Below are 24,010 nucleotides of genomic sequence, written 5' to 3'. Positions count from 1 at the left end.
CGGCCCGGCACGTCCTGCGCGCATGCCCGCCCATACTTCTGGAGGTACCCCCATGTCCCGTCGCGACGGAGACGTCCTTCCCCTGACCGCGGCCCAGCGGGAGATCTGGCTCGCCGAGCAGAGCTCCCGGACGCCTGTCCCGGGCTACCGCGTCGGCGAATGCCTGGAGATCCACGGGCCGGTCGACCCGGAGCTGTTCGAAGCCGCGCTGCGCCGGGTGGTCGACGAGGTCGACGCCCTGCACGTGACCTTCGTCGACGACGGTGAAGGCCCGCGCCAGATCCTCCGCGAGACCTGGGACTGGGCGCCCGTCCACCTCGACCTCGGCGCAGAGCCGGATCCCCGGGCGGCGGCCATGAACTGGATGGAGCGGGACCTCGCCCGTCCGTTGGACCTCGCCCGCGATCCGCTGTTCGGCCATGCGCTGATCCGGCTGTCGCCGACGGAGTTCCTCTGGTACCTGAACTACCACCACCTGGTGCTGGACGCGATCAGCAGCTCCATGGTCCGGCAGCGGGTCGGCGAGGTGTACTCGGCGCTGGCCGAGGACCGTGTTGTACCGCCCTGCCCGTTCGGCTCGCTGCGGGACCTGGTCGACAGCGACACCGCCTATCGCTCGTCCGCCGACTTCACCGCCGACCGCTCCTACTGGACCGAACGCTTCACCGATCTGCCCGCCCCGACACGGCTCACCGACACCTCCGCGACCGACCCGCACCGGGCCCTGCGCGTGGCCGGGGAACTGGAGCTGCGGAGCCCCGAGGCACTGCGGGCGGCGGCGGGCCGGGCCGGTGTCAGGTGGTCCCGGGTGGTGGTCGCGGCGACGGCGCTCTACGCCCACCGGCTGAGCGGCGCCCAGGACGTGGTGCTCGCCCTCCCCGTCACCGCCCGTCGGGGCTCCGGCCGCGACCTGATGTCGGTGCCCGGCACGATGTCCAACGTGGTGCCCCTGCGGCTGACCGTGCGACCGGACATGCCGTGGGGCGCTCTCCTCGCCCAGGTGGCGCGGGAGGTGGAGTCGGCCGTCGCGCACGAGCGTTACCGCAGCGAGGACCTGCTGCGCGACCTGGGCGCGCCCGGCGGCATCGGAACGGCGTTCCCGCTGATCGTCAACATCATGGCCTTCAACGCCAGGCCGAGCTTCGCCGGGCACCCCGCCTCGGTTCACCACTTCGTCTCGGGGTCGACCACCGACCTGGCCGTCTGGCTCTTCGACTACCGGGACGGCAATCCACCGCTTCTCCGGCTGCACGGCGCGCCCGAGGCGTACGGCGACGACGACCTCGCCGCGCACCAGCAGCGGCTGCTCGCCCTGCTCGACGCCGTCGCGGACTGCGACCCGGACGAGGCGGTCGGCCGGATCGACCTGCTCACGGACGAGGAGCACCGCGAAGTGGCGGCCCTCGGCACCGGACCGACAGCGGCGGCTTCGACCGGGAGCCTGCCGGAATTGTTCCGGGAGCACGTCCGGGCGACTCCGGACCTCGTCGCGTTGGTGTGCGGCGCCGAGTCTCTGACGTACGCGGAGTTGGACGTGCGGGCGAACCGGTTGGCGCACGCGCTGATCGCGCGGGGTGCGGGGCCGGAGCGGCTGGTGGCGGTGGCCCTGCCGAGGTCGGCCGAGCTGGTGGTGGCGATCCTCGCGGTGCTCAAGACCGGTGCGGCGTACGTTCCGGTCGACCCCGAGTACCCGGCCGCCCGGATCGCGTACCTGCTCGACGACGCCCGCCCGGCCCTGGTGGTGACCGACACCCGCGGCGGGAAGCGTCTGCCCGACGGCGGTACGGTCGACCGGCTGATGCTCGACGCCCCCGAGACGGCCTCCCTGGTGGCGGGCTGCCCGGTGTCGGACCCGATGGTGGCCGCGGATCCGAGCCACCCGGCCTACGTGATCCACACCTCCGGTTCCACCGGCAGGCCCAAGGGCGTGGTGGCAACGCACGGCGGTCTGCTCGACCTGCTCACCGACCACCGGCTGGCGCAGTTCGCACCGCTGCTGGAGAACCGGCGGCGGCTTCGGGTGGCGCTGACCACCTCGGTGTCGTTCGACGCCTCCTGGAACCAGCTGATGGCCCTCTTCGCGGGCCACGAGCTGCACGTCCTGGATCACGCGACCTGGACCGACCCGGAGGCCTTCGTCGACTACACGGCGCGCTGCGGGCTGGACTACGTCGAAGCCACCCCTTCCTACCTCCACGTCCTCGTCGCCCATGGTCTGCTGGACGATCCGCAGCGCCGTCCCCGGCTCGTCGCGGCGGGCGGCGAGGCCGTCCCCGAGCAGCTCTGGCAGCGGCTGCGGGCCGCGGACGGGGCCTCCTGTCTCAACCTCTACGGACCCTCGGAGTGCACCGTCAACTCGGTGACAGCGCCCACGGCATCGAGCCCGCGCCCGGTCATCGGCCGGCCTGTCACCAACGCCCGGCTGCACGTGCTCGACGGCGCCCTGCGGCCGCTGCCGGCCGGTGTGCCGGGTGAGCTGTACATCGCAGGCGCGGGGCTGGCGCGCGGTTATCTGAACCGGCCGGGTCTGACCGCGGGGCGGTTCGTCGCGGACCCGTTCGGGCCGGACGGCTCGCGGATGTACCGCACGGGTGACCTGGTGCGGTGGAACCCGGACGGAAACCTGGAGTTCCTCGGCCGTACCGACGACCAGGTGAAGATCCGCGGCTTCCGGATCGAACTCGGCGAGATCGAGGCGGTCCTCGCCGAGCACCCGCAGATCGCGCGGGCCACTGTCACGGTGCGCACCGACGAGGCACCCCGGCTGATCGCCTACGCCGTACCCGCCGCGGGGCAGGCCGTTCACACGGACACACTGCGGGCCTGGCTGCGGGAGCGCCTGCCCGAGTACATGGTGCCGTCGGCGCTCGTGACGCTGGACGCGCTGCCGCTGACCCCGAACGGCAAGCTCGACCGGCGCGCCCTCCCGGCGTCCGAGCCGCAGACCGTCGCACCAGGCCGCGCACCGCGCACCGCCGTCGAACACCTGCTCTCCAGGCTGTTCGCCGAGCTGCTGGGACTGCCGCAGGTCGGTGTCGACGACGACTTCTTCGACCTCGGCGGGCACTCCCTGCTCGCCACCCGGCTGATCGCCAGGGCGCGGTCCGTGCTGGGCGTGGAGCTGAGGCTGCGCGATCTGTTCGACGCGCCGACGGTGGCGGAGCTGGCGGCCGCGGTGGACGTCGCGGGGCGGGCACGCCCGGCTCTGGGGCGGCGCGAGCGGCCCGAGACGGTCCCACTGTCCTTCGCGCAGCGCCGACTGTGGTTCCTGCACCGCATGGAGGGCCCGGGTGCCACCTACAACATCCCGCTGACTCTGCGGTTGTCCGGAAGCCTGGACCAGCGCGCGCTGCGAGCCGCCCTGTCGGACGTGCTGGAGCGGCACGAGAGCCTGCGCACCGTCTTTCCGGTGGTCGACGGCGTGCCATGCCAGCGGGTGCTCGGCATCGACGCGGCACGGCCGCGGCTGCGGGTGACCGAACTCGGCGAGGGCGACCTGCCTCACCGGCTGGCGGAGGCAGCGCGGTACGGCTTCGAGCTCTCCGAGGAGCCGCCGCTGCGTGCCGAACTGTTCCGGCTCGGCACCGAGGAGCACGTACTGCTGCTGCTGATGCACCACATCGCCGGCGACGGCTGGTCGACGGGCCCGCTCTCGCGGGACTTGGCGACTGCCTACGCGGCCCGCAGCGAGGGGGCGGAGCCGGAGTGGTCACCGCTGCCGGTCCAGTACGCCGACTACACCCTCTGGCAGCAGGACCTGCTGGGTGACGGCACCGACCCCGACAGCCTGCTCAACGGCCAACTCGCTTACTGGCGGGAGCGACTGGCGGGCCTGCCCGAGCAGGTCGAGCTGCCCTTCGACCGGCCCCGGCCGGCGGCGATGTCCTACCGGGGTGCCCACCTGCCGGTGCGGATGGACGGCGAACTGCACCGGAACCTGCGCGAACTCGCCCGCGACGGCGGAGCCAGCCTCTTCATGGTGCTCCAGGCCGGCCTGGCCGCCCTGCTGGGCAAGCTGGGCGCCGGTACCGACGTGCCGATCGGCACTCCGATCGCGGGACGCACCGACGAGGCCCTGGACGACATGGTCGGCTTCTTCGTCAACACCCTGGTGCTGCGTACCGACCTCTCCGGTGACCCGTCGTTCACCGAACTGCTGGGCCGGGTGCGCTCGGACGCGCTGGCCGCGTACGCGCACCAGGAGGTGCCGTTCGAGCACCTCGTAGAGGCGCTGAACCCGACGCGGACGCTTGCGCACCACCCGCTGTTCCAGACCATGCTCACCCTGCAGAACGCTCCGTCCGGCTCCTTCGACCTGCCGCGCCTGCGGGTGGCGACCGACCTGGTCCCCACCGGGACGGCCAAGTGCGACCTGACCTTCGTCCTGGCCGAACAGCCCGGCGAGGACGGGTTGTCGGGCGTGGTGGAGTACAGCACCGACCTGTTCGACGCGGCCACCGTCACCGGGCTCGTCGAGCGGTGGCTGCGGCTGCTGCGCGCCGTCGTCGCCGACCCCGGCCGACGGATCGGCCAGGTGGACGTGCTGTCCGCCGACGAGCTCGGGGCACTGCTGCCGGCCGGCTCCGACCAGGGCGGGGAGCTGCCGGGGAGCAGCCTCCCCGCGCTGTTCGAGCGGCAGGTGCGGGCGAACCGGGACGCGACCGCCCTCACGGACGGCGAGGTCACTCTGACGTACGGCCAGGTGAACGCCCGCGCCAACCGGCTGGCGCACGCCCTGACCGACCGGGGGGTGGGGCCGGAGCAGCTGGTGGCGCTGGCCCTGCCACGCTCGGCGGAGCTGGTCGTGGCGGTGCTCGCGGTACTGAAGACCGGCGCCGCGTACGTACCGGTGGACCCGGAGTACCCGGCCGCCCGGATCGCCTATCTCCTCCAGGACTCCCGGCCCGCCCTGCTCGTGACGACGAGCCGGACCGGAGAAGTGCCGGGAGCGGAACACGTGGACCGGCTGCTGCTGGACACCGCAGACCTGGACGGGCTGCCGGACACGGACCTGGGAGTCGCCGTCGCCCCGGGCCACGCCGCCTACGTCATCCACACCTCCGGTTCCACCGGCAACCCCAAGGGCGTGGTGGTCCCGCACCGCAACGTGGTGCGCCTGTTCGACACGACACGGGAGCTGTTCGGCTTCTCCGCCGAGGACGTGTGGACCCTGTTCCACTCCTACGCCTTCGACTTCTCGGTGTGGGAACTGTGGGGCCCGCTGCTGCACGGCGGCCGCCTGGTGGTCGTGGACCACGACACCAGCCGCTCGCCCGGCCGGTTCCTGGAACTGCTCGCCCACGAGCGGGTGACGGTGCTCAACCAGACGCCGTCCGCCTTCTACCAGTTGATGCGGGCCGACGCGGAGGCCCCGGAGACCAGCCGCCGACTTGCCCTTCGCACGGTGGTGTTCGGCGGCGAGGCGCTGGAGCACGCCCGGCTGGCGAGCTGGTACCAGAGGCACGCGCAGGACGCGCCGCGGCTGGTCAACATGTACGGCATCACCGAGACCACGGTGCATGTCACGTACGCGGCCCTCGACCGGTCCGGGACCGCCGCCGGCCATGTCGGCGCGCCCCTCCCGGACCTGCGGGCGTATGTGCTCGACGACGGCCTGCGGCCGGTGGCCCCGGGCGTGCCCGGCGAGCTGTACGTTGCGGGCGCGGGCCTGGCGCGCGGCTACCTGAACCGGCCGGGCCTCACCGCCGGGCGGTTCGTGGCGGACCCGTTCGGACCACCGGGGTCGCGGATGTACCGCAGCGGCGACGTGGTGCGCCGCTCGGCGGACGGCGGTTTGCGCTACGTCGGCCGGGCCGACCAGCAGGTGAAGGTGCGCGGCTTCCGGATCGAGCTCGGCGAGATCGAGGCGGTGCTGGCCGCGTACCCCGGCATCGCCCAGGCCGCCGTCCTGGCACGGCAGGACCGGTCCGACGACACCCGGCTGGCCGCGTACCTGGTGCCGGCCGCGGGCGCCGCACCGAGCTCCGCCGACCTGCGGGGGCACCTGCGCGAGCGGTTGCCGGAGTACATGACGCCGTCGGCGTTCGTCATGCTGGACGCACTGCCGCTGACCGTCAACGGAAAGCTGGACCATCGGGCCCTGCCCGCTCCCGACCTCACCCCGGCGGCCACCTGCCGTGCGCCCCGCACCCCGCAGGAGCAGATCCTCTGCCAGCTGTTCGCGGAGGTCCTGGGGGTGGCGTCGGCCGGCGTCGAGGACGGATTCTTCGACCTGGGCGGGCACTCGCTGCTCGCCACCCGCCTGGCCGCCCGGATCCGCGCGACGCTCGGCGTGGAGATGCCGCTGCGCACCCTGTTCGAGGCGCCGACCCCGGCAGGTCTGGCCGCCGCCCTGGCAGCGGCCGGGCCGGCGCAGGCCGCCCTGGTCCGGCGTGAGCGCCCCGAGGTGATCCCGCTGTCTTTCGCGCAGCGGCGGTTGTGGTTCCTGCACCAGCTGGAGGGGGTCAGCGCGAACTACCACATCTCCCTGGCCTGGCGGCTGTCCGGGGATCTGGACCGGCGTGCCCTGGAGGCCGCCGTGGCGGACGTGACGGCCCGGCACGAGAGCCTGCGCACCATCCTCCCGGCGGTGGGCGGAGTACCGCACCAGCAGGTGCTGGACGCGGAGGCGGCCCGCCCACGGCTGCTCGTGAACCGGACCACCGAGGCCGAGCTGCCCGCTCTGATGGCGGCGGCCAAGGACCGCCGGTTCGATCTGGCTGCCGATGTGCCGCTGCGGGCCGGGCTGTTCGAGCTGGCGCCGGACGAGCACGTCTTCCAGCTGGTGCTCCACCACATCGCGGGCGACGGCTGGTCGCTGGGCCCGCTCGCGCAGGGTCTGACCGCCGCCTACGCGGCGCGCTGCCGCGGCCAGGAGCCGCAGTGGGCCCCACTGCCTGTCCAGTACGCCGACTACACCCTGTGGCAGCACGAACTGCTCGGCGACTCCACCGACAGGGACAGCCTGTTCGCCGGCCAGGCGGACTACTGGACCCGGCAGCTGGCCGGTCTGCCGGAGCGGATCCAGCTGCCCACCGACCGGCCCCGCCCGGCGGTCGCCTCGCACCGGGGCGCCTCTGTGCTCGCCGGTCTCGACGCCGAGCTGCACCGCGGCCTTCGCGCGCTCGCCCGTGCGCACGGGACCAGTCTGTTCATGGTGCTCCAGGCAGGGCTGGCGGCGTTGCTGAGCAAGCTCGGCGCGGGCGACGACATTCCGGTCGGCAGCCCGGTCGCCGGCCGGACCGATCAGGCGCAGGACGAACTGGTGGGCTTTTTCGCCAACACCCTGGTGTTCCGTACCGACACCTCTGGCGATCCGGCGTTCGCCGAGCTGCTGGACCGGGTCCGGGACACCGCGCTGGCCGGATACGCCCACCAGGACCTGCCGTTCGAATACCTGGTCGAGGTCCTGAATCCACCCCGGTCGCTGGCGCACCACCCGCTGTTCCAGGTGATGCTGGTGCTGCAGAACGCGCCCCGGGCCGATTTCGCGCCGCCCGGCCTGCGCGTCGACGACATGCCGTCGACATCCACCACGGCCAAACTCGACCTGATCTTCACCATGTCCGAGCGGCACGCGGAGGACGGCTCCCCGGAGGGGATCGACGGGGCCGTCGAGTACGCCCGCGACCTGTACGGCCCGGCCGCCGTCGAGACGATGATCGGGCGGTGGGAGCGGCTGCTCCGCGCCGCGGTCGCCGACCCGCGGCGGCCGCTCAGCCGGTTCGACCTGCTCACCGCCGAGGAGCGCGGAGAGCTGACGGCGCTGGGTACTGGCCCGGCGGCCCAGGCCCACACCGCGAGCCTCCCGGAGTTGTTCCGGGCCCAGGTGCGCGCGATTCCCGACTCCCTCGCGGTGGTGGGGCCGGAAGCGTCTCTGACGTACGCGGAGTTGGACGCGCGGGCGAACCGGTTGGCGCACGCGCTGATCGCGCGGGGCGCGGGGCCGGAGCGGCTGGTGGCGGTGGCCCTGCCGAGGTCGGCCGAGCTGGTGGTGGCGATCCTCGCGGTGCTGAAGACCGGCGCGGCGTACGTCCCGGTGGACCCCGAGTACCCGGCCGCCCGGATCGCTTACCTGCTCGACGACGCCCGCCCCGTTCTGACGGTCACCGACACCCGCACCCTGGGCCGGCTGCCCGACGGAAGTACGGTCGACCAGTTGGTGCTAGACGAGCCGGAGACGGCCGCCCTGGTGGCGGGCTGCCCGGCGGCCGACCCGATGGTGGCCGTCGATCCGAGCCACCCGGTCTACGTGATCTACACCTCTGGTTCCACCGGCAGGCCCAAGGGCGTGGTGGCGACCCACGGCGGCCTGGCCAACCTCTTCGCCAACCAGAACCCGCTGGTCTTCCGGACGGGGAAGCGGATGCGTGTGGGGCTGACCACATCCGTGTCGTTCGACGGCTCCTGCGACCAACTGTTCGCCTTGTTCGCAGGCCAGGAGCTGCACGTTGTCGACGAGGCGACCTGGTCCGACCCGGAGGCCTACTTCGAGTACGCCGTGCGGGCCGGGCTGGACACTGTCGGCGGCACCCCTTCCTATCTGCAGGTGCTGGTCGAACACGGTCTGCTGGACGACCCGCGATGGCGTCCTTCGGTGGTCGCGCTGGGCGGGGAAACCGTTCCGGACCAGCTGTGGAAACGGTTGCGGGCAGCCGACGGGGTGCTCTCGCTCAACTACTACGGGCCCTCCGAGTGCACGGTGGACTCTGTCGTCGCACACCTGGCGTCGAGTCCGTGCCAAGTGATCGGCCGACCGTTCGGCGGCGTACAACTGCGCGTGCTCGACGCCGCGTTGCGGCCCGTGCCCGCAGATGTGCCGGGTGAGCTGTACATCGCCGGTGCGGGCCTGGCGCGGGGCTATTTGAACCGGCCGGGTCTGACCGCGGGGCGGTTCGTCGCGGACCCGTTCGGGCCGGACGGCTCGCGGATGTACCGCACGGGTGACCTGGTGCGGTGGAACCCGGACGGAAACCTGGAGTTCCTCGGCCGCACCGACGACCAGGTGAAGATCCGCGGCTTCCGGGTGGAACTCGGCGAGATCGAGGCCGTCCTCGCCGAGCACCCGGGGATCGCGCGTACCGCCGTGATCGTCCGGCAGGACCGGGCGCAGGGCCCCCGTCTGGTCGCCTACCTGCAGACCGCCACCGCGGCGGAGCTCAGGGCGGAGGACCTGCGGGCGCACCTGCGCGAGCGGCTGCCGGAATACATGGTGCCGGCCGCCTTCGTCTCCCTCGACGCTCTGCCGCTGACCCCGAACGGCAAGCTGGACCGGCGCGCCCTGCCCGAGCCCGAGTCCGGCGCGACGCCGGCCGGCCGGGCACCGCACTCTCCTCACGAGCATGTGCTGGCCGGGCTGTTCGCCGAGGTACTGGGCCTGCCCCAGGTCGGTGTCGACGACGACTTCTTCGATCTCGGCGGGCACTCCCTGCTCGCCACCCGGCTGGTGGCCCGGGTCCGTGCGACGCTGGGCGTGGAGCTGGCTCTGTCCGCCCTGTTCCGTACCCCGACCGTGGCCGGGCTGGCCGCCGGGCTGGGCGGCGCGGACCGGGCCCGGCTCGCCCTGGGGCGGGCGGAGCGGCCCGAGCTGGTGCCGCTGTCGTCAGCTCAGCGGAGGCTCTGGTTCCTGCGCCAGTTGGAGGGCGCCGAGTCGGTTTACAACATGCCGCTCGCGTGGCGGCTCTCGGGACCGCTGGACCTGGCGGCCCTGGAGGCGGCGCTGGGCGACCTTGTCGACCGGCACGAAACCCTGCGCACGGTCTTCCCTGCCACGGACGGCGTGCCCTACCAGCGGGTACTGGCCGCGGGGGAGGCGCGCCCGGAGCTGTCGGTCACCCCGGCCGACGAGTCGACCCTGCCGGAACTGCTGACGGGAGCCGCTGCGCGCGGATTCGACCTTGCTGTCGAACCACCCCTGCGCGCCGAAGTGTTCGGGGTCGCGGCGGACGAGCACATCCTGCTCCTGGTGATGCACCACATCGCCGGTGACGGCTGGTCGCTGGGTCCGCTGGCCGCCGACCTGGCCACCGCGTACGCGGCACGCCGCAAGGGCGGGGCGCCGCGGTGGGCGTCACTGCCCGTGCAGTACGCCGACTACACCCTGTGGCAGCACCGGCTGCTCGGCGACGCGGCCGACCAGGACAGCCTGTTCGCCCGTCAGACCGACTACTGGACGCGGACACTCGCGGACCTGCCGGAGCAGATCCGGCTCCCCGCCGACCGCCACCGCCCCGCGACACCTTCCTGCTCCGGCGGCCATCTGGCGGTCGAACTGGACGCGGAACTCCACGCCGGCCTGGTCCGGCTGGGCCGGGATCACGGCGCGAGCGTGTACATGGTGCTGCAGGCCGCCCTGGCATCGCTGCTGGACAAACTCGGTGCGGGCACGGACATCCCGGTCGGCAGCCTGATCGCGGGCCGCACCGACCAGGCCCTGGACGACCTCATCGGGTTCTTCGTCAACACCCTGGTGCTCCGCACGGACACCAGCGGCGACCCGTCCTTCGCCGACCTGCTGGTCCGTGTCCGGGAGGGGGCACTCGGCGCGTACGCGCACCAGGACCTGCCGTTCGAGCATGTCGTCGAGGCCCTGAACCCGTCCCGGTCCCTCACCCGGCAGCCGCTGTTCCAGGTACTGCTCGCGCTGCAGAACGTGCCCCGCACCGAGTTCGAGCTGAGCGGTCTGACCGCCGAGGTCGTCCTGGTACGGACGCCGACGGCGATGTTCGACCTCGGCTTCCACCTGCTGGAGCGCGGCGGCACCGGCGGGCCGCCCGAGGGCATCATCGGGCGGGTCGAGTACAGCACCGACCTGTTCGACCCCGCCACGGTGGAGGCACTGGTCGCCCGGTGGCTTCGGCTGCTGGCGGCGGTGGTCGCCGCCCCGGAGCGTCCGCTGAGCCGGATCGATGTCCTCACCGCCGAGGAGCGGCGCGAGCTGCTGGTCGCCCGCAACGACACGGCCTGCCCAATTCCTGACGCCACCCTGCCCGCGCTGTTCGAGGCAAGGGTCCGGGCGACTCCGGAGGCCCCGGCCGTGGTGTTCGAGAGCACCGTGCTGACCTACCGCGAGCTGAACCGCCGGGCCAACCGCCTGGCCCACGCTCTGATCGCGCGAGGCGTGGGCCCGGAGCAGGTCGTCGCCCTGCGACTGCCGCGTTCGGCCGAGCTGGTGGTCGCCGTCCTCGCCGTGCTCAAGACGGGCGCGGCGTACCTGCCGATCGACCCTGACTACCCGGCCGCCCGCATCACGTACATGCTGGAGGACGCCCGCCCGGCGGTCGTGCTCGACGACCTCGCGGCCGTCACACCGGCCGACGAGCTGCCGGAGCACGATCCGGCCGTCCCCTCGGACTCCCGGCATCCCGCCTATGTCATCTACACCTCCGGTTCCACCGGCCGGCCCAAGGCCATCGAGATGCCCGCCGCGGCACTGTCGAACCTGCTGGAGTGGCACCACCGGACCGTCGGTGGCGAACCCGGCACGCGCACCGCGCAGTTCACCGCGATCAGCTTCGACGTCTCGGTGCAGGAGACGCTTTCCGCGCTGCTGTACGGCAAGACCCTGGTGGTGCCGACCGAGGAGCAGCGCCGCAGCGCGGAGCTGCTCGCCCACTGGCTGGACCGGCACCGGGTCGAGGAGCTGTTCGCGCCGAATCTGGTGGTCGAGGCGCTGGCCGAAGCCGCCGAGGAAGCCGGGCTGGACCTGCCGCACCTGCGGCTGGTCGCCCAGGCCGGAGAGGCCATGCGGCTGAGCGGTGCCATGTGCCGCTTCCAGGCCCGCAGGCCGGGCCGGGTGCTGCACAACCACTACGGACCCGCCGAAACACACGTGATCACCGCATACGCGCTTCCGCCCGACCCGGCCGACTGCCCGCTGCCGGTGCCGATCGGCCGCCCCATCGCCAACTGCCGGACTTATGTGCTGGATTCGGCGCTGCGACCGGTGGCCTCCGGTGTGCTGGGCGAGCTGTACCTGGCCGGAGCGGGGCTGGCTCGCGGCTATCTGAACCGGCCCGGACTGAGCGCCGGGCGCTTCGTCGCCGATCCGTACGGCCCGGCGGGCGCGCGGATGTACCGCACCGGCGACCTGGTGCGCTGGCGTGCCGACGGCGAGCTGGAATTCGTCGGCCGGGTCGACCACCAGGTCAAGGTGCGCGGGTTCCGGATCGAGCCGGGTGAGATCGAGGCCGAGCTGACCGCGCACCCGGGCGTGTCCCAGGTCGCGGTACTTGCCCGGGAGGACCGGATCGTCGCGTACGTCGTCCCCTCGGACGCGGCCGGGGCGACCGTGCCGGCGCTGGCGGCGTTCCTGCGCGACCGGGTGCCGGAGTACCTGGTTCCGTCCGCGTTCGTGCTGCTCGACTCGCTACCGCTGACATCGAACGGCAAGCTCGACCGGGCGGCGCTGCCCGCGCCGGAGCCGGGCCCGGCCGCCGGCGGCCGGGCACCGCGCACACCGCAGGAGCAGATCCTGTGCGAGCTGTTCGCCGAGGTGCTGGGCCTCGCCGCGGTCGGGGTCGACGAGGATTTCTTCGAGCTGGGCGGGCACTCCTTGCTCGCCACCCGGCTGGTCTCGCGAGTCCGGGCGACCCTCGGGGTCGAACTGGAGCTGCGCGCTCTGTTCCGGACCCCGACCGCTGCCGGGCTGGCGGCCGGGCTGGCGGCCGGACTGCACGACGCTGGAACCGCGCGGCGGGCTCTGGTGCCGAGGCCCCGCCGCGAACTGATGCCGCTGTCGTTCGCCCAGCGCCGGCTCTGGTTCCTCCAGCAGTTCGGGGCGCCGAGCGCCACCTATCACATGCCGCTGGCCCTGCGGCTGTCCGGAGACCTCGACCGGACCGCGCTGAGCGCCGCACTCGTGGACGTGGTGGCCAGGCACGAGACCCTGCGCACCGTCTTCCCGCACACCGGCGGAATTCCTTACCAGCGGGTGCTCGACACCGCCGAGATCGCCGTCCCCCTGGCCGTGCGCACGGCTGAGGAAAGCGAGCTGTCCGCGCTCCTGCGCGAGGCGGCGGTGCGCGGCTTCGACCTGACCTCGGAGGTGCCGCTGCGGGCGGAACTGCTCGCACTCGCGCCGGACGATCATGTACTGCTGCTGGTCATGCACCACATCGTCGGGGACGGCTGGTCCATGGGCCCGCTAGCCCGTGACCTGGCCGCCGCCTACAGCACCCGGCGGGGTGGCGGGGCTCCGGCATGGCCACCGCTGCCCGTGACATACGGCGACTACACCCTGTGGCAGCACGAGATCCTGGGCGACGAGGACGACGCCGACAGCCTGTTCGCCCGCCAGGTCGCCTACTGGACGCGGACGCTGGCCGGTGTGCCCGAGCAACTGCGACTGCCCGCCGACCGGCCGCGCCCGGCCGCCATGTCGTACAGCGGTGACGTGCTGGAACTCCGCATCGATGCCGAGCTGCACGCGGCACTTGTGGAGTTGGCACGACGATCGGGGGCGACCCTGTTCATGGTGCTGCAGGCGGCGTTGGCGGCGTTGTACACGCGGTTGGGTGCGGGTACGGACATTGCGATCGGGAGTCCTATCGCGGGGCGTACGGATGAGGCGTTGGACGATCTGGTCGGGTTCTTCGTCAATACGCTGGTGCTGCGTACCGATACGAGTGGTGATCCGAGTTTTGTCGAGTTGCTGGGCCGGGTGCGGGAGACTGCGCTGTCGGCGTACGCGCACCAGGATGTGCCGTTCGAGCATCTTGTGGAGGCGCTGAACCCGTCCCGCTCGCTGTCCCACCACCCGCTGTTCCAGACCGGTCTGGTCGTGCAGAACGCGCCGGGCGGCGCCTTCGAACTGCCGGGACTCCAGGTCTCAGGGGTGGCCGTGCTCACCGGGACCGCGCGGCTCGACCTGACCTTCGGGTTCGCGGAGGAGTACGGTCCCGACGGCGAGCCGGCCGGACTCAGCGGTGCGGTCGAGTACAGCACCGACCTGTTCGACCGTGCGACGGTCGAAATCCTGGCCGCCAGGTGGACCAGGCTGCTGGCCGCGGTCGCCGCCGCACCCGACCGGCTGATCGGCGGGATCGATCTGCTGTCCGCCGAGGAGCGCGGCGAGTTGCTGCCCGCGGTCGAAGAGGGAGCGGCCGAGGAGAGCCTGCCTGAGATGTTCGTGGCGCGGGTGGCGGCGGCGCCGGATGCGATCGCGCTGGTCTGTGGTGAGGTCGAGCTGACGTACCGGCAACTCGATGCGCGGGCGAATCGGTTCGCGCGTGCGCTGATCGCCGGGGGTGTCGGTCCGGAGCAGGTGGTGGCGGTTTCCCTGCCGCGTTCTGTGGAGTCGGTGGTGGCGGTCCTGGGTGTGCTGAAGGCGGGGGCCGCGTATCTGCCGGTGGACCCGGCCTATCCGCGGTCGCGGATCGCGTTCATGCTGGATGATGCCCGTCCCGCCGTGGTGGTCGACGACGCCGCCATGGTGGTCGAGGGTGACTGGCCGGACACCGATCCGGAGGTCGCGCTCGATGTCCGGCACCCGGCCTATGTGATCTACACCTCGGGCTCGACCGGCCGCCCCAAGGGCGTCGTGGTGAGCCACTCCGGTGTGTCGGGCCTGGTGGCGGCGCAGGTCGACCGGCTCGCCGTGGCGCCGGGCAGTCGGGTGCTCCAGTTCGCCTCGCCCAGCTTCGACGCGTCCTTCTGGGACCTGTGCAGTGCGCTGCTCACCGGCGCTTCCCTCGTACTGGCCCCTGCCGAGGCTCCGCTGGAGGCCCTGACAGACCGCCGGTTCGCGGTCACCCATGTGACGCTGCCGCCCTCCGCCCTGGCCGCACTGGACGGCGCCGAACTCACGGCGACCACCCTGGTGGTGGCGGGTGAGGCGTGCCCGCCGGAGCTGGTGGAGCGCTGGGCGCCCGGCCGCCGGATGATCAACGCGTACGGTCCGACCGAGACCACGGTGTGCGCGACCATGAGCGACCCGCTGTCCCCGGGGTCCGGCGTGCCACCGATCGGCCGATCGGTCGCGGGCTTCCGGACGTACGTACTGGACGAGCGCCTGCGTGTCGTACCGCCGGGCGTGCCCGGAGAGCTGTACGTCGCCGGGCCCGGTCTGGCGCGCGGCTACCTGGACCGGCCGGGCCTGACTGCGGGACGGTTCACGGCCTGCCCGTTCGGGCCGGCGGGCACCCGGATGTACCGCACCGGCGACCTGGTGCGCCGGCTGGGCGACGGCCAGCTGGAATACGCCGGTCGCGCCGACGACCAGGTGAAGGTCCGCGGCTTCCGCGTCGAACTCGGCGAGGTCGAGACCGCACTGGCCGAACACCCCGCCGTCGCCCAGGCCGCCGTCGCGGCCCAGGGCGACCGGCTCGTCGGCTACGTGGTGGCCCGGCACGGCCTGGCCGCCCGTCCCGCGGAGCTGGCGGCGCACCTGCGCGAGCGGCTGCCGGACTACCTTGTGCCGGCCGTCTTCATGGTGCTGGACGCGTTGCCGCTGACGCCCAACGGCAAGCTGGACCGGGCGGCGCTGCCCGTGCCCGAAGCCGCTCCGGCGGGGAGCGGGCGGCTGCCGCGCACGCCGCAGGAGCAGATCCTCGCCGAGCTGTTCGCGGAGGTGCTCGGCGTGCAGCGGGTCTCGGTCGACGACGGCTTCTTCGAGTTGGGCGGGCATTCCCTGCTCGCCACCCGGCTGGTCGCCCGGGTGCGCTCGGTGCTCGGCGTGGAACTCGGGCTGCGCGCACTCTTCCAGGCGCCCACCGTGGCGGGCCTGGCCGAGGCGCTGGCCGAGGCCGGCCGTGCCCGCCCGGCGCTGACCCCGTACGAGCGGCCCGAGGCAGTGCCGCTCTCCTTCGCCCAGCGCCGGCTCTGGTTCCTGCACCGTATGGACGCCGCCGGCGCGACGTACCACATCCCGCTGGCGCTGCGGCTGACCGGAACACTCGACCGCCCCGCACTGGATCAAGCGCTGGCCGACGTGGTGGCCCGGCACGAGAGCCTGCGGACGGTGTTCCCGGAGATCGGCGGCGTACCCTGCCAGCGCGTGCTGGACCCGGCCGCGGTCCGCCTCCGGGACCGGCCGGCCCAGGTGACACAGGGCGAACTGCCCGAGCAGCTCGCCGAGTCCGCCCGGCAGCCCTTCGAGCTCGCGACGGAGCCGCCGCTGCGGGCGGAGCTGTTCGCTCTCGCGCCGGACGAACACGTGCTGCTGCTGGTCATGCACCACATCGCCGCTGACGGCTGGTCCACCGGGCCACTGGCCCGCGACCTGGCCGAGGCCTACGCGGCCCGTTGCGAGGGCCGGACGGACAGCCGGCCGGCCTTGCCCGTGCAGTACGCCGACTACACACTGTGGCAGCGCGAACTGCTCGGCGACGCCGCCGACCCGCAGAGCCGGTTCGCCGAGCAGCTCGGCTACTGGAAGCGGCAGCTGTCCGACCTGCCGGAGCTGCTCGCGCTGCCCGCCGACCGCCCCCGCCCGGCTGTCGCAGGCCGGCACGGGGACCACATCGACCTGGAACTCGACCCCGAACTGCATGCCACGCTGACGGAGTTGGCGCGGAGTACCGGGACGAGTCTGTTCATGGTGCTGCAGGCGGCGTTGGCGGCGTTGTACACGCGGTTGGGTGCGGGTACGGACATTGCGATCGGGAGTCCGATCGCGGGGCGTACGGATGAGGCGTTGGACGATCTGGTCGGGTTCTTCGTCAATACGCTGGTGCTGCGTACCGACACGAGTGGTGATCCGAGTTTTGTCGAGTTGCTGGGCCGGGTGCGGGAGACTGCGCTGTCGGCGTACGCGCACCAGGATGTGCCGTTCGAGCATCTCGTGGAGGCGCTGAACCCGTCCCGCTCACTCTCCCACCACCCGCTGTTCCAGACCATCCTCGCCGTACAGAACGCGCCGATGGGCCGGTTCTCGCTGCCCGGCCTGGACGTCGCCACCTACGCGGTCGCGACCCGGACCGCCAAGTTCGACCTCGGCGTGAGCATGGTCGAAAAGTTCGGTCCCGACGGGAGCCCGGCCGGAATCGCCGGCGCGGTCGAGTACGCCACCGACCTGTTCGACCGCTCGACGGTGGCCGCCCTGGTCCGGCGCTGGACGCTCCTGCTGGAGGCCGTCACCGCTGACCCCGAGCTGCCGATCGGAGAAATCGACCTCCTCGGCGCCGAGGAACGGCACCGGCTGCTGGAACGCGACAACGCCACCGCCCGGGACGTGGGCGCCGTCCCGCTGCCGCAGGCCTTCGTGGCGCGGGTGGCGGCGGCGCCGGATGCGATCGCGCTGGTCTGTGGTGAGGTCGAGCTGACGTACCGGCAACTCGATGCGCGGGCGAATCGGTTCGCGCGTGCGCTGATCGCCGGGGGTGTCGGTCCGGAGCAGGTGGTGGCGGTTTCCCTGCCGCGTTCTGTGGAATGGGTGGTGGCGGTCCTGGGTGTGCTGAAGGCGGGGGCCGCGTATCTGCCGGTGGACCCGGCCTATCCGCGGTCGCGGATCGCGTTCATGCTGGACGACGCCTGTCCCGCCGTGGTGGTCGATGACGCCGCCATGGTGGTCGAGGGTGACTGGCCGGACACCGATCCGGAGGTCTCGCTCGATGTCCGGCACCCGGCCTATGTGATCTACACCTCGGGCTCGACCGGCCGCCCCAAGGGCGTCGTGGTCGGCCACGGGGGTGTCGCGAGTCTGGTCGCAGGACAGATCGAGCGCTTCGCGATCGAACCCGGCAGCCGGGTGCTCCAGTTCGCCTCCCCCAGCTTCGACGCCTCGGTGTCGGAGATCTTCACCGCCCTGCTGGGCGGCGCCACCCTGATGCTGCCCCCCGCCGCCGATCCGGTCGCCGCTCTGACCGATCCGGGCCTCGGCGCCACCCACGTGACGGTGCCCCCGTCCGTCCTCGCCGCTGTGCCGGACGGCACGGTGACCGTGTCGACGCTGGTGGTGGCGGGTGAGGCGTGCCCGCCGGAGCTGGTGGAGCGCTGGGCGCCGGGCCGCCGGATGATCAACGCGTACGGTCCGACCGAGACCACGGTGTGCGCGACCATGAGCGACCCGCTGTCCCCGGGGTCCGGCCTGCCGCCCATCGGCCGGCCGATCGCCAACGCCCGTGTGTACGTGCTGGACGACCGTCTGCGACCGGTGCCGCCGGGCGTGACGGGGGAGCTGTACGTCGCGGGCGCGGGCCTGGCGCGCGGATACCTTCACCGGCCGGGCCTGACGGCGGGGAGGTTCGTCGCCTGCCCGTTCGGACCCGGTGAGCGTATGTACCGCACCGGCGACCTGGTGCGCCGGCTGGGCGACGGCCAGCTGGAATACGCCGGTCGCGCCGACGACCAGGTGAAGGTCCGCGGCTTCCGCGTCGAACTCGGCGAGGTCGAGACCGCACTGGCCGAACACCCCGCCGTCGCCCAGGCCGCCGTCGCGGCCCAGGACGACCGGCTCGTCGGCTACGTCGTCCCGCGCCAGGACACGGCCCGGGACAGCGCCCTGGAAGCGGACCACGTGGGCGAGTGGCAGGACGTCTACGACGCCCTGCCCATCGCCCCCGGCGAAGCGGCCTTCGGCCACAACTTCATCGGCTGGAAGAGCAGTTACGACGCCGGCCCGATCCCTGCCGAGCAGATGCGGGAATGGCGGGACGCGACGGTGACCCGCATCCTGGCCCTGAACCCGCGCCGGGTGCTGGAAGTCGGCGTCGGCACCGGTCTGCTGCTCTCGCAGATCGCGCCCCGCTGCGAGACCTACTGGGCGACCGACTTCTCCGCCACCGCGATCGACGCCCTGACCGCCCAGGTCGCGGGGGAGGAGCGGCTGGCCGGGCGCGTGGTGCTGGAGACCCGTCCGGCGCACGACACCGACGGGCTGCCGGCCGGGGAGTTCGACACCATCGTGATCAACTCGGTGGTGCAGTACTTCCCGTCCGCCGACTACCTCGCGGACGTGATCGGGAAGCTGATGAGGCTGCTCGCCCCCGGCGGCGCGCTCTTCGTCGGCGACGTCCGCAATCTGCGGCTGCTGCGCCCGCTGGCCACCGCTGTCGAGTTGCACCGGGCCGGCGACGGCGCCGACCGCGCGGCCGTGCGCCGCGCGGTGGAGCGGGCTCTCAGGGTGGAGAAAGAACTGCTGGTCGACCCGGACTTCTTCACCGTCCTGCGCCAGAACGGCACGGACATCGGCGCGATGGCCGTGGAGGTCAAGCGCGGCCGCCACCACAACGAACTGACCCGGTACCGCTACGACGTGACGCTGCACAAGCCACCCGTCACCCCGGAGACCCCCACCGGGTCCGTCGAGCTGGCGTGGGGGCGGCAGATCACCGGACCGGCCGAGCTGCGTGAGTTGCTCGCCCAGCCGCCCGCCGGGGTGCTGCGGATCACCGGGGTGCCGAACCGCCGTGTGGTGGGGGAAGCCGCCCTTGTCCGGGCGCTGCAGGACGAGGACGGACCGCTCGCGGAACTGCTGGAGCGGTTGCACGCCCCGGAGGGAAGCGACGTCCCCGACCCGGAGGACTTCCATGCCCTCGGCAGGGAGTTCGACCGCACGGTCGCCGTCACCTGGTCGGCCACCGCTGCCGACGCCGTGGACGTCGTCCTCGCCGGTCCGCGGGCGCTCCACGGTCCGTCGGCCGAGCCGAGCCGCCCGGCCGGGGCCTCAGGCCGGGCGCTGTCCTCGCTGACCAACCGGCCGGCCGGCAGCCGTGGCACCGGCGCCCTCCTCGGCGAACTCCGGGACTGGCTGCGCGAGCGGCTGCCGGACTACCTGGTTCCGTCGGCGTTCGTCGCGATGGACGCGCTGCCGCTGACGGCCAGCGGCAAGCGCGACCGCCGCGCACTGCCCGCCCCCGACCTCGGTCCGGCCGCTGCCGGACGGGCGCCTCGCACTCCGCAGGAGCAGGTCCTCGCGGAGCTGTTCGCCGAAGTGCTCGGGCTGGCACAGGTCGGGGTCGACGACAGTTTCTTCGACCTCGGCGGACACTCGCTGCTGGCGACCCGCCTGGCCTCCAGGGTCCGGGCGGCCCTCGGCGCGGAGCTGGAGGTCCGGACCCTGTTCGAGAGCCCGACGGTGGCCGGGCTGGCGGCCCACCTGGACGGTTCCGGAGCGGCGCGGCCCGCGCTGACCGCCCGGCCCCGCCCGGACCGCCTGGAACTGTCCTTCGCCCAGAGCCGCTTGTGGTTCCTGCACCGGATGGACGGACCGAGCGCCACCTACAACATGCCGCTCGCGCTGAGCCTGACCGGCAGCCTCGAACGGTCGTCCTTGCACGCCGCGCTCGCGGACGTGATCGCCCGGCACGAGAGCCTGCGGACGGTCTTCCGCGAGACCGACGGCGTCCCGTACCAGGTCGTGCTGAGCACCGCGCAGGCACACCCGGCGCTGCCGGTGGTCGAACTCGACGAGAGCCGGCTGGCCGAGCGCCTGGCGAACACGGCCCGGCGCGGCTTCGACCTGGCCGCGGAGCCGCCGATCCGGGCCGAGCTCTACGCGCTCGCCCCCGACCGGCACGTGCTGCTGGTCGTGGTGCACCACATCGCCGCCGACGGCTGGTCGATGGGGCCGCTCTCCGGCGACCTCGCGACGGCCTACGCGGCGCGCTGCCGGGGCGAGGAGCCGCAGTGGTCCCCGTTGCCGGTGCAGTACGCCGATTACACCCGCTGGCAACGCGACCTGCTCGGCGACGCCGCCGATCCCGCCAGTCTGTTCGCCCGTCAACTGGCCTACTGGAAGGACGAGCTGACGGGAATTCCGCAGCAGGTGCGGCTGCCCGCCGACCGGCCCCGGCCGCCGGTGGCCTCCCAGCAGGGCGACCGGGTCGTGGTCCGGCTGGACCCCGAACTGCACCAGGCACTGCGCGACCTGGCCACCGCGCGCGGGGCCAGCATGTTCATGGTGCTCCAGGCCGGTCTCGCCGCTCTCCTCAACCGGCTCGGTGCCGGTACGGACATCCCGATCGGCAGCCCGATCGCCGGCCGTACCGACCAGGCACTGGACGAGCTCGTCGGGTTCTTCGTCAACACCCTGGTGCTGCGCACCGACACCAGCGGCGACCCCGGCTTCAGCGAACTGCTCGGCCGGGTGCGGCAGAAGGCGCTCACGGCGTACGACCACCAGGACGTGCCCTTCGAGTACTTGGTCGAGGTGGCCAACCCGGTGCGGTCGCTGGCCCACCACCCGCTGTTCCAGGTCATGCTGGCCCTGCAGAACGCGCCGCTCGGCGAGTTCGCCCTGCCAGGACTGGAGACGGGCCATCTGGAGGCGCCGACCGGCACGTCCCGGGTCGATCTGACGTTCAGCCTGGCCGAGCGGTTCCGCCCGGACGGCGGCGCCGACGGTCTGGTCGGCGCGGTGGAGTACGCCACCGACCTGTTCGACGCGTCCACGGTGGAGCTGCTGTTCGAGCGCTGGGCCCGCCTGCTGCGCGCGGCGGTCGCCGACCCCGACCGGCCGATCAGCCGGATCGACCTCATGTCCGACGCCGAACGCCACAGGCTGCTGTACGGCTTCAACGACACGGCCGTGGAGCTGCCGTCGGCCTCGGTGCCGAAGCTGTTCGCCCGTCAGGTGCGGGCCGACCCGGACGCGGTCGCGGTCGTGGCGGGCGGCACCGAGCTGACCTACGCGGAGCTCGACCTGCGGGCCGACCGCCTGGCAAGGGCGCTGATCCACCAGGGCGTACGGGCGGAGACGCCGGTCGCGGTCCTGATGGACCGCTCGGCAGAGCTGGTCGTGGCCATCCTGGCGATCGTCAAGGCGGGTGGCGCCTACGTACCGCTGGACTCCCGCTTCCCGTCCTCCCGGATCGACCTGATCATGCGGGAGAGCGGGGCCGCCCTGGTGCTCACCCCGGAGGTGTTCGCCGCACTCACGCGGTCTGCGGCCGCCGACGCGTCCGGCGTCGACGTCTCCTGCGAACCGGGGCAGGTGGCGTACATCATGTACACCTCCGGCTCGACCGGCCGGCCGAAGGGCGTGGCCGTCACCCACCGGGACGTGGTGGGCCTGGCGCTGACCCCCGAATGGCGCGGCGGCGGACATGAGCGGGTGCTGATGCACTCCCCGACGGCCTTCGACCTCTCGACCTACGAGTTGTGGGTTCCGCTGCTCAACGGGGGCCGGATCGTGATCGCACCGCCCGAGCAGCTCGACCTCGACCTGCTGCAGCACACGATCGCCACGCACGGGGTGACCGGACTGTGGCTGACCGCCGGACTGTTCCGTCTGGTCGCCGAGGAGCGACCGGGCCTGCTCGCCGGGGTGCGGGAAATGTGGACCGGCGGCGACGTGGTCTCCCCGGCCGCTGCCGCCCGGGTGCTCGCGGCCTGTCCGGGCATCGAGGTGGTCAACGGCTACGGGCCCACCGAGGCAACCACCCTGGCCACCTGTCACCCGGTGCACAGCCTCCCCGAGAACGCCGCGACCGTGCCGATCGGCGGACCGATGGCGAACATGCGTGCCTACGTGCTTGATGACCGGCTGCGGCCGGTGCCGACCGGCATGGTCGGTGAGCTGTACCTCGCGGGAACGGGTGTGGCCCGCGGCTACTTCGGCCGGCCCGGCCTGACGGCGGAGCGCTTCACCGCCGACCCGTACGGGCCGGCCGGGAGCCGTATGTACCGCACCGGTGACCTTTCCTGGTGGCTCCCCGACGGCACGCTGGAGTTCGCCGGACGCGTCGATCACCAGGTCAAGCTGCGCGGTCTGCGGATCGAGCCCGGAGAGGTCGAGGCCGTCCTGGCCGGCTGCCCGGGTGTCGCCCAGGCTGCCGTGGTCGCCCGTGAGGACCGGCCGGGAGAAAAGCGGCTGGTCGCCTACCTGGTGCCCGCGCCCGAGGGCGCACCCGGGACGACCGAGCTGTCCGGCCGGCTGCGCCGAGAACTGCCCGACTACATGGTGCCGGCGGCGTTCGTCACCGTGGACACGCTGCCGCTGACCGCCAACGGCAAACTGGACCGAGCCGCCCTGCCCGCCCCCGACTACGGGGCGTCGGACACCGGGCGCGGCCCTCGGACGCCGCAGGAGCAACTGCTGTGCGGCCTGTTCGCCGAGGTCCTCGGCCGGGACCAGGTGAGCATCGACGACGGCTTCTTCGACCTGGGCGGGCACTCGCTGCTGGCCGCCCGGCTGGCCTCCCGGGTCCGCGAGATCCTCGGCCTGGAGCTGGGACTGCGCATGCTGTTCGAGGCGCCGACCGTGGCCGGACTCACCGAACGCCTGGCCATGAACGATCCGGACGACGCGTTGGATGTGCTGCTGCCACTGCGTTCTACCGGGGTGGACACACCACTGTTCTGCGTCCATCCCGGCGGCGGCATCAGCTGGTCCTACAGCGGGCTGCTGAACCACCTCGGTCCGCGGCACCCGGTCTACGCGATCCAGGCACGCGGCCTCGGCCGGCCCGAGCCGCTGCCGACGTCCTACGAGGAGATGGCGGCGGACTACGCCGACCACGTCCAGAAGATCCAGCCGGAGGGCCCGTACCTGCTGCTCGGCTGGTCTGCGGGCGGGCTGATCGCCCACGCGCTGGCCTGCGAACTGCAGGCGCGCGGCGAGCGGACCGCGCTGCTGGCGATCCTCGACGCCTATCCGGTGAAGGACGTGCGGTTCGAGGAGGAGCCGGTGCCCACCGTGCGGGACGTGCTCGTCGGGGTGCTCGACGTCGACCCGGACGAGCTGGGTGACCAGGAGATCACCTACGCCGAGGTCGCCGAGGTGCTGAACCGGCGGGGCAGCGCGCTGGCCGGCCTGAACGAGCGGCAGGTCGAGGTGATCGTCCAGATCATGATCAACAACGCGAAGCTGGCGGTCGACTTCGTCCCCGGCAGGTACGAGGGGGACCTGTTGCTGTTCAACTCCACGATCGACCGGGGCCACGACGACGCCGGTCCAGAGGTCTGGCGCCCGTACATCACGGGCCGGATCGAATCCCACGAGATCACCACCCGGCACGACCAGATGACCCAAGCGGGATCACTGGCCCAGATCGGACCGATCCTGGCCGCCAGGATCGCCGAGGCCTCCGGCGACGCCGGTGGCACCACCCTTTCCCACCAGGAGGACTGA

1 protein-coding gene is annotated in these 24,010 nt (G+C 72.7%); it reads left to right on the top strand.

Annotated elements, in window-relative coordinates; translation table 11 throughout:
* The first annotated feature begins 52 nt into the window (after positions 1–52).
* Positions 53–24,010: a non-ribosomal peptide synthase/polyketide synthase gene (locus tag OG214_RS06875; RefSeq protein ID WP_405984171.1), complete on the top strand. Its 23,958-nt coding sequence runs from the start codon at positions 53–55 to the stop codon at positions 24,008–24,010.

Source organism: Streptomyces sp. NBC_00872 (assembly GCF_045161915.1).
Classification (GTDB): Bacteria; Actinomycetota; Actinomycetes; order Streptomycetales; family Streptomycetaceae; genus Streptomyces.
Note: the sequence above shows the minus strand (reverse complement) of the source record. Positions and strands in the feature narration are given on the sequence as shown.

Coding starts and splice junctions, on each gene's coding strand:
- OG214_RS06875 (WP_405984171.1), top strand. CDS start 53: ATGTCCCGTCGCGACGGAGACGTCCTTCCCCTGACCGCGGCCCAGCGG.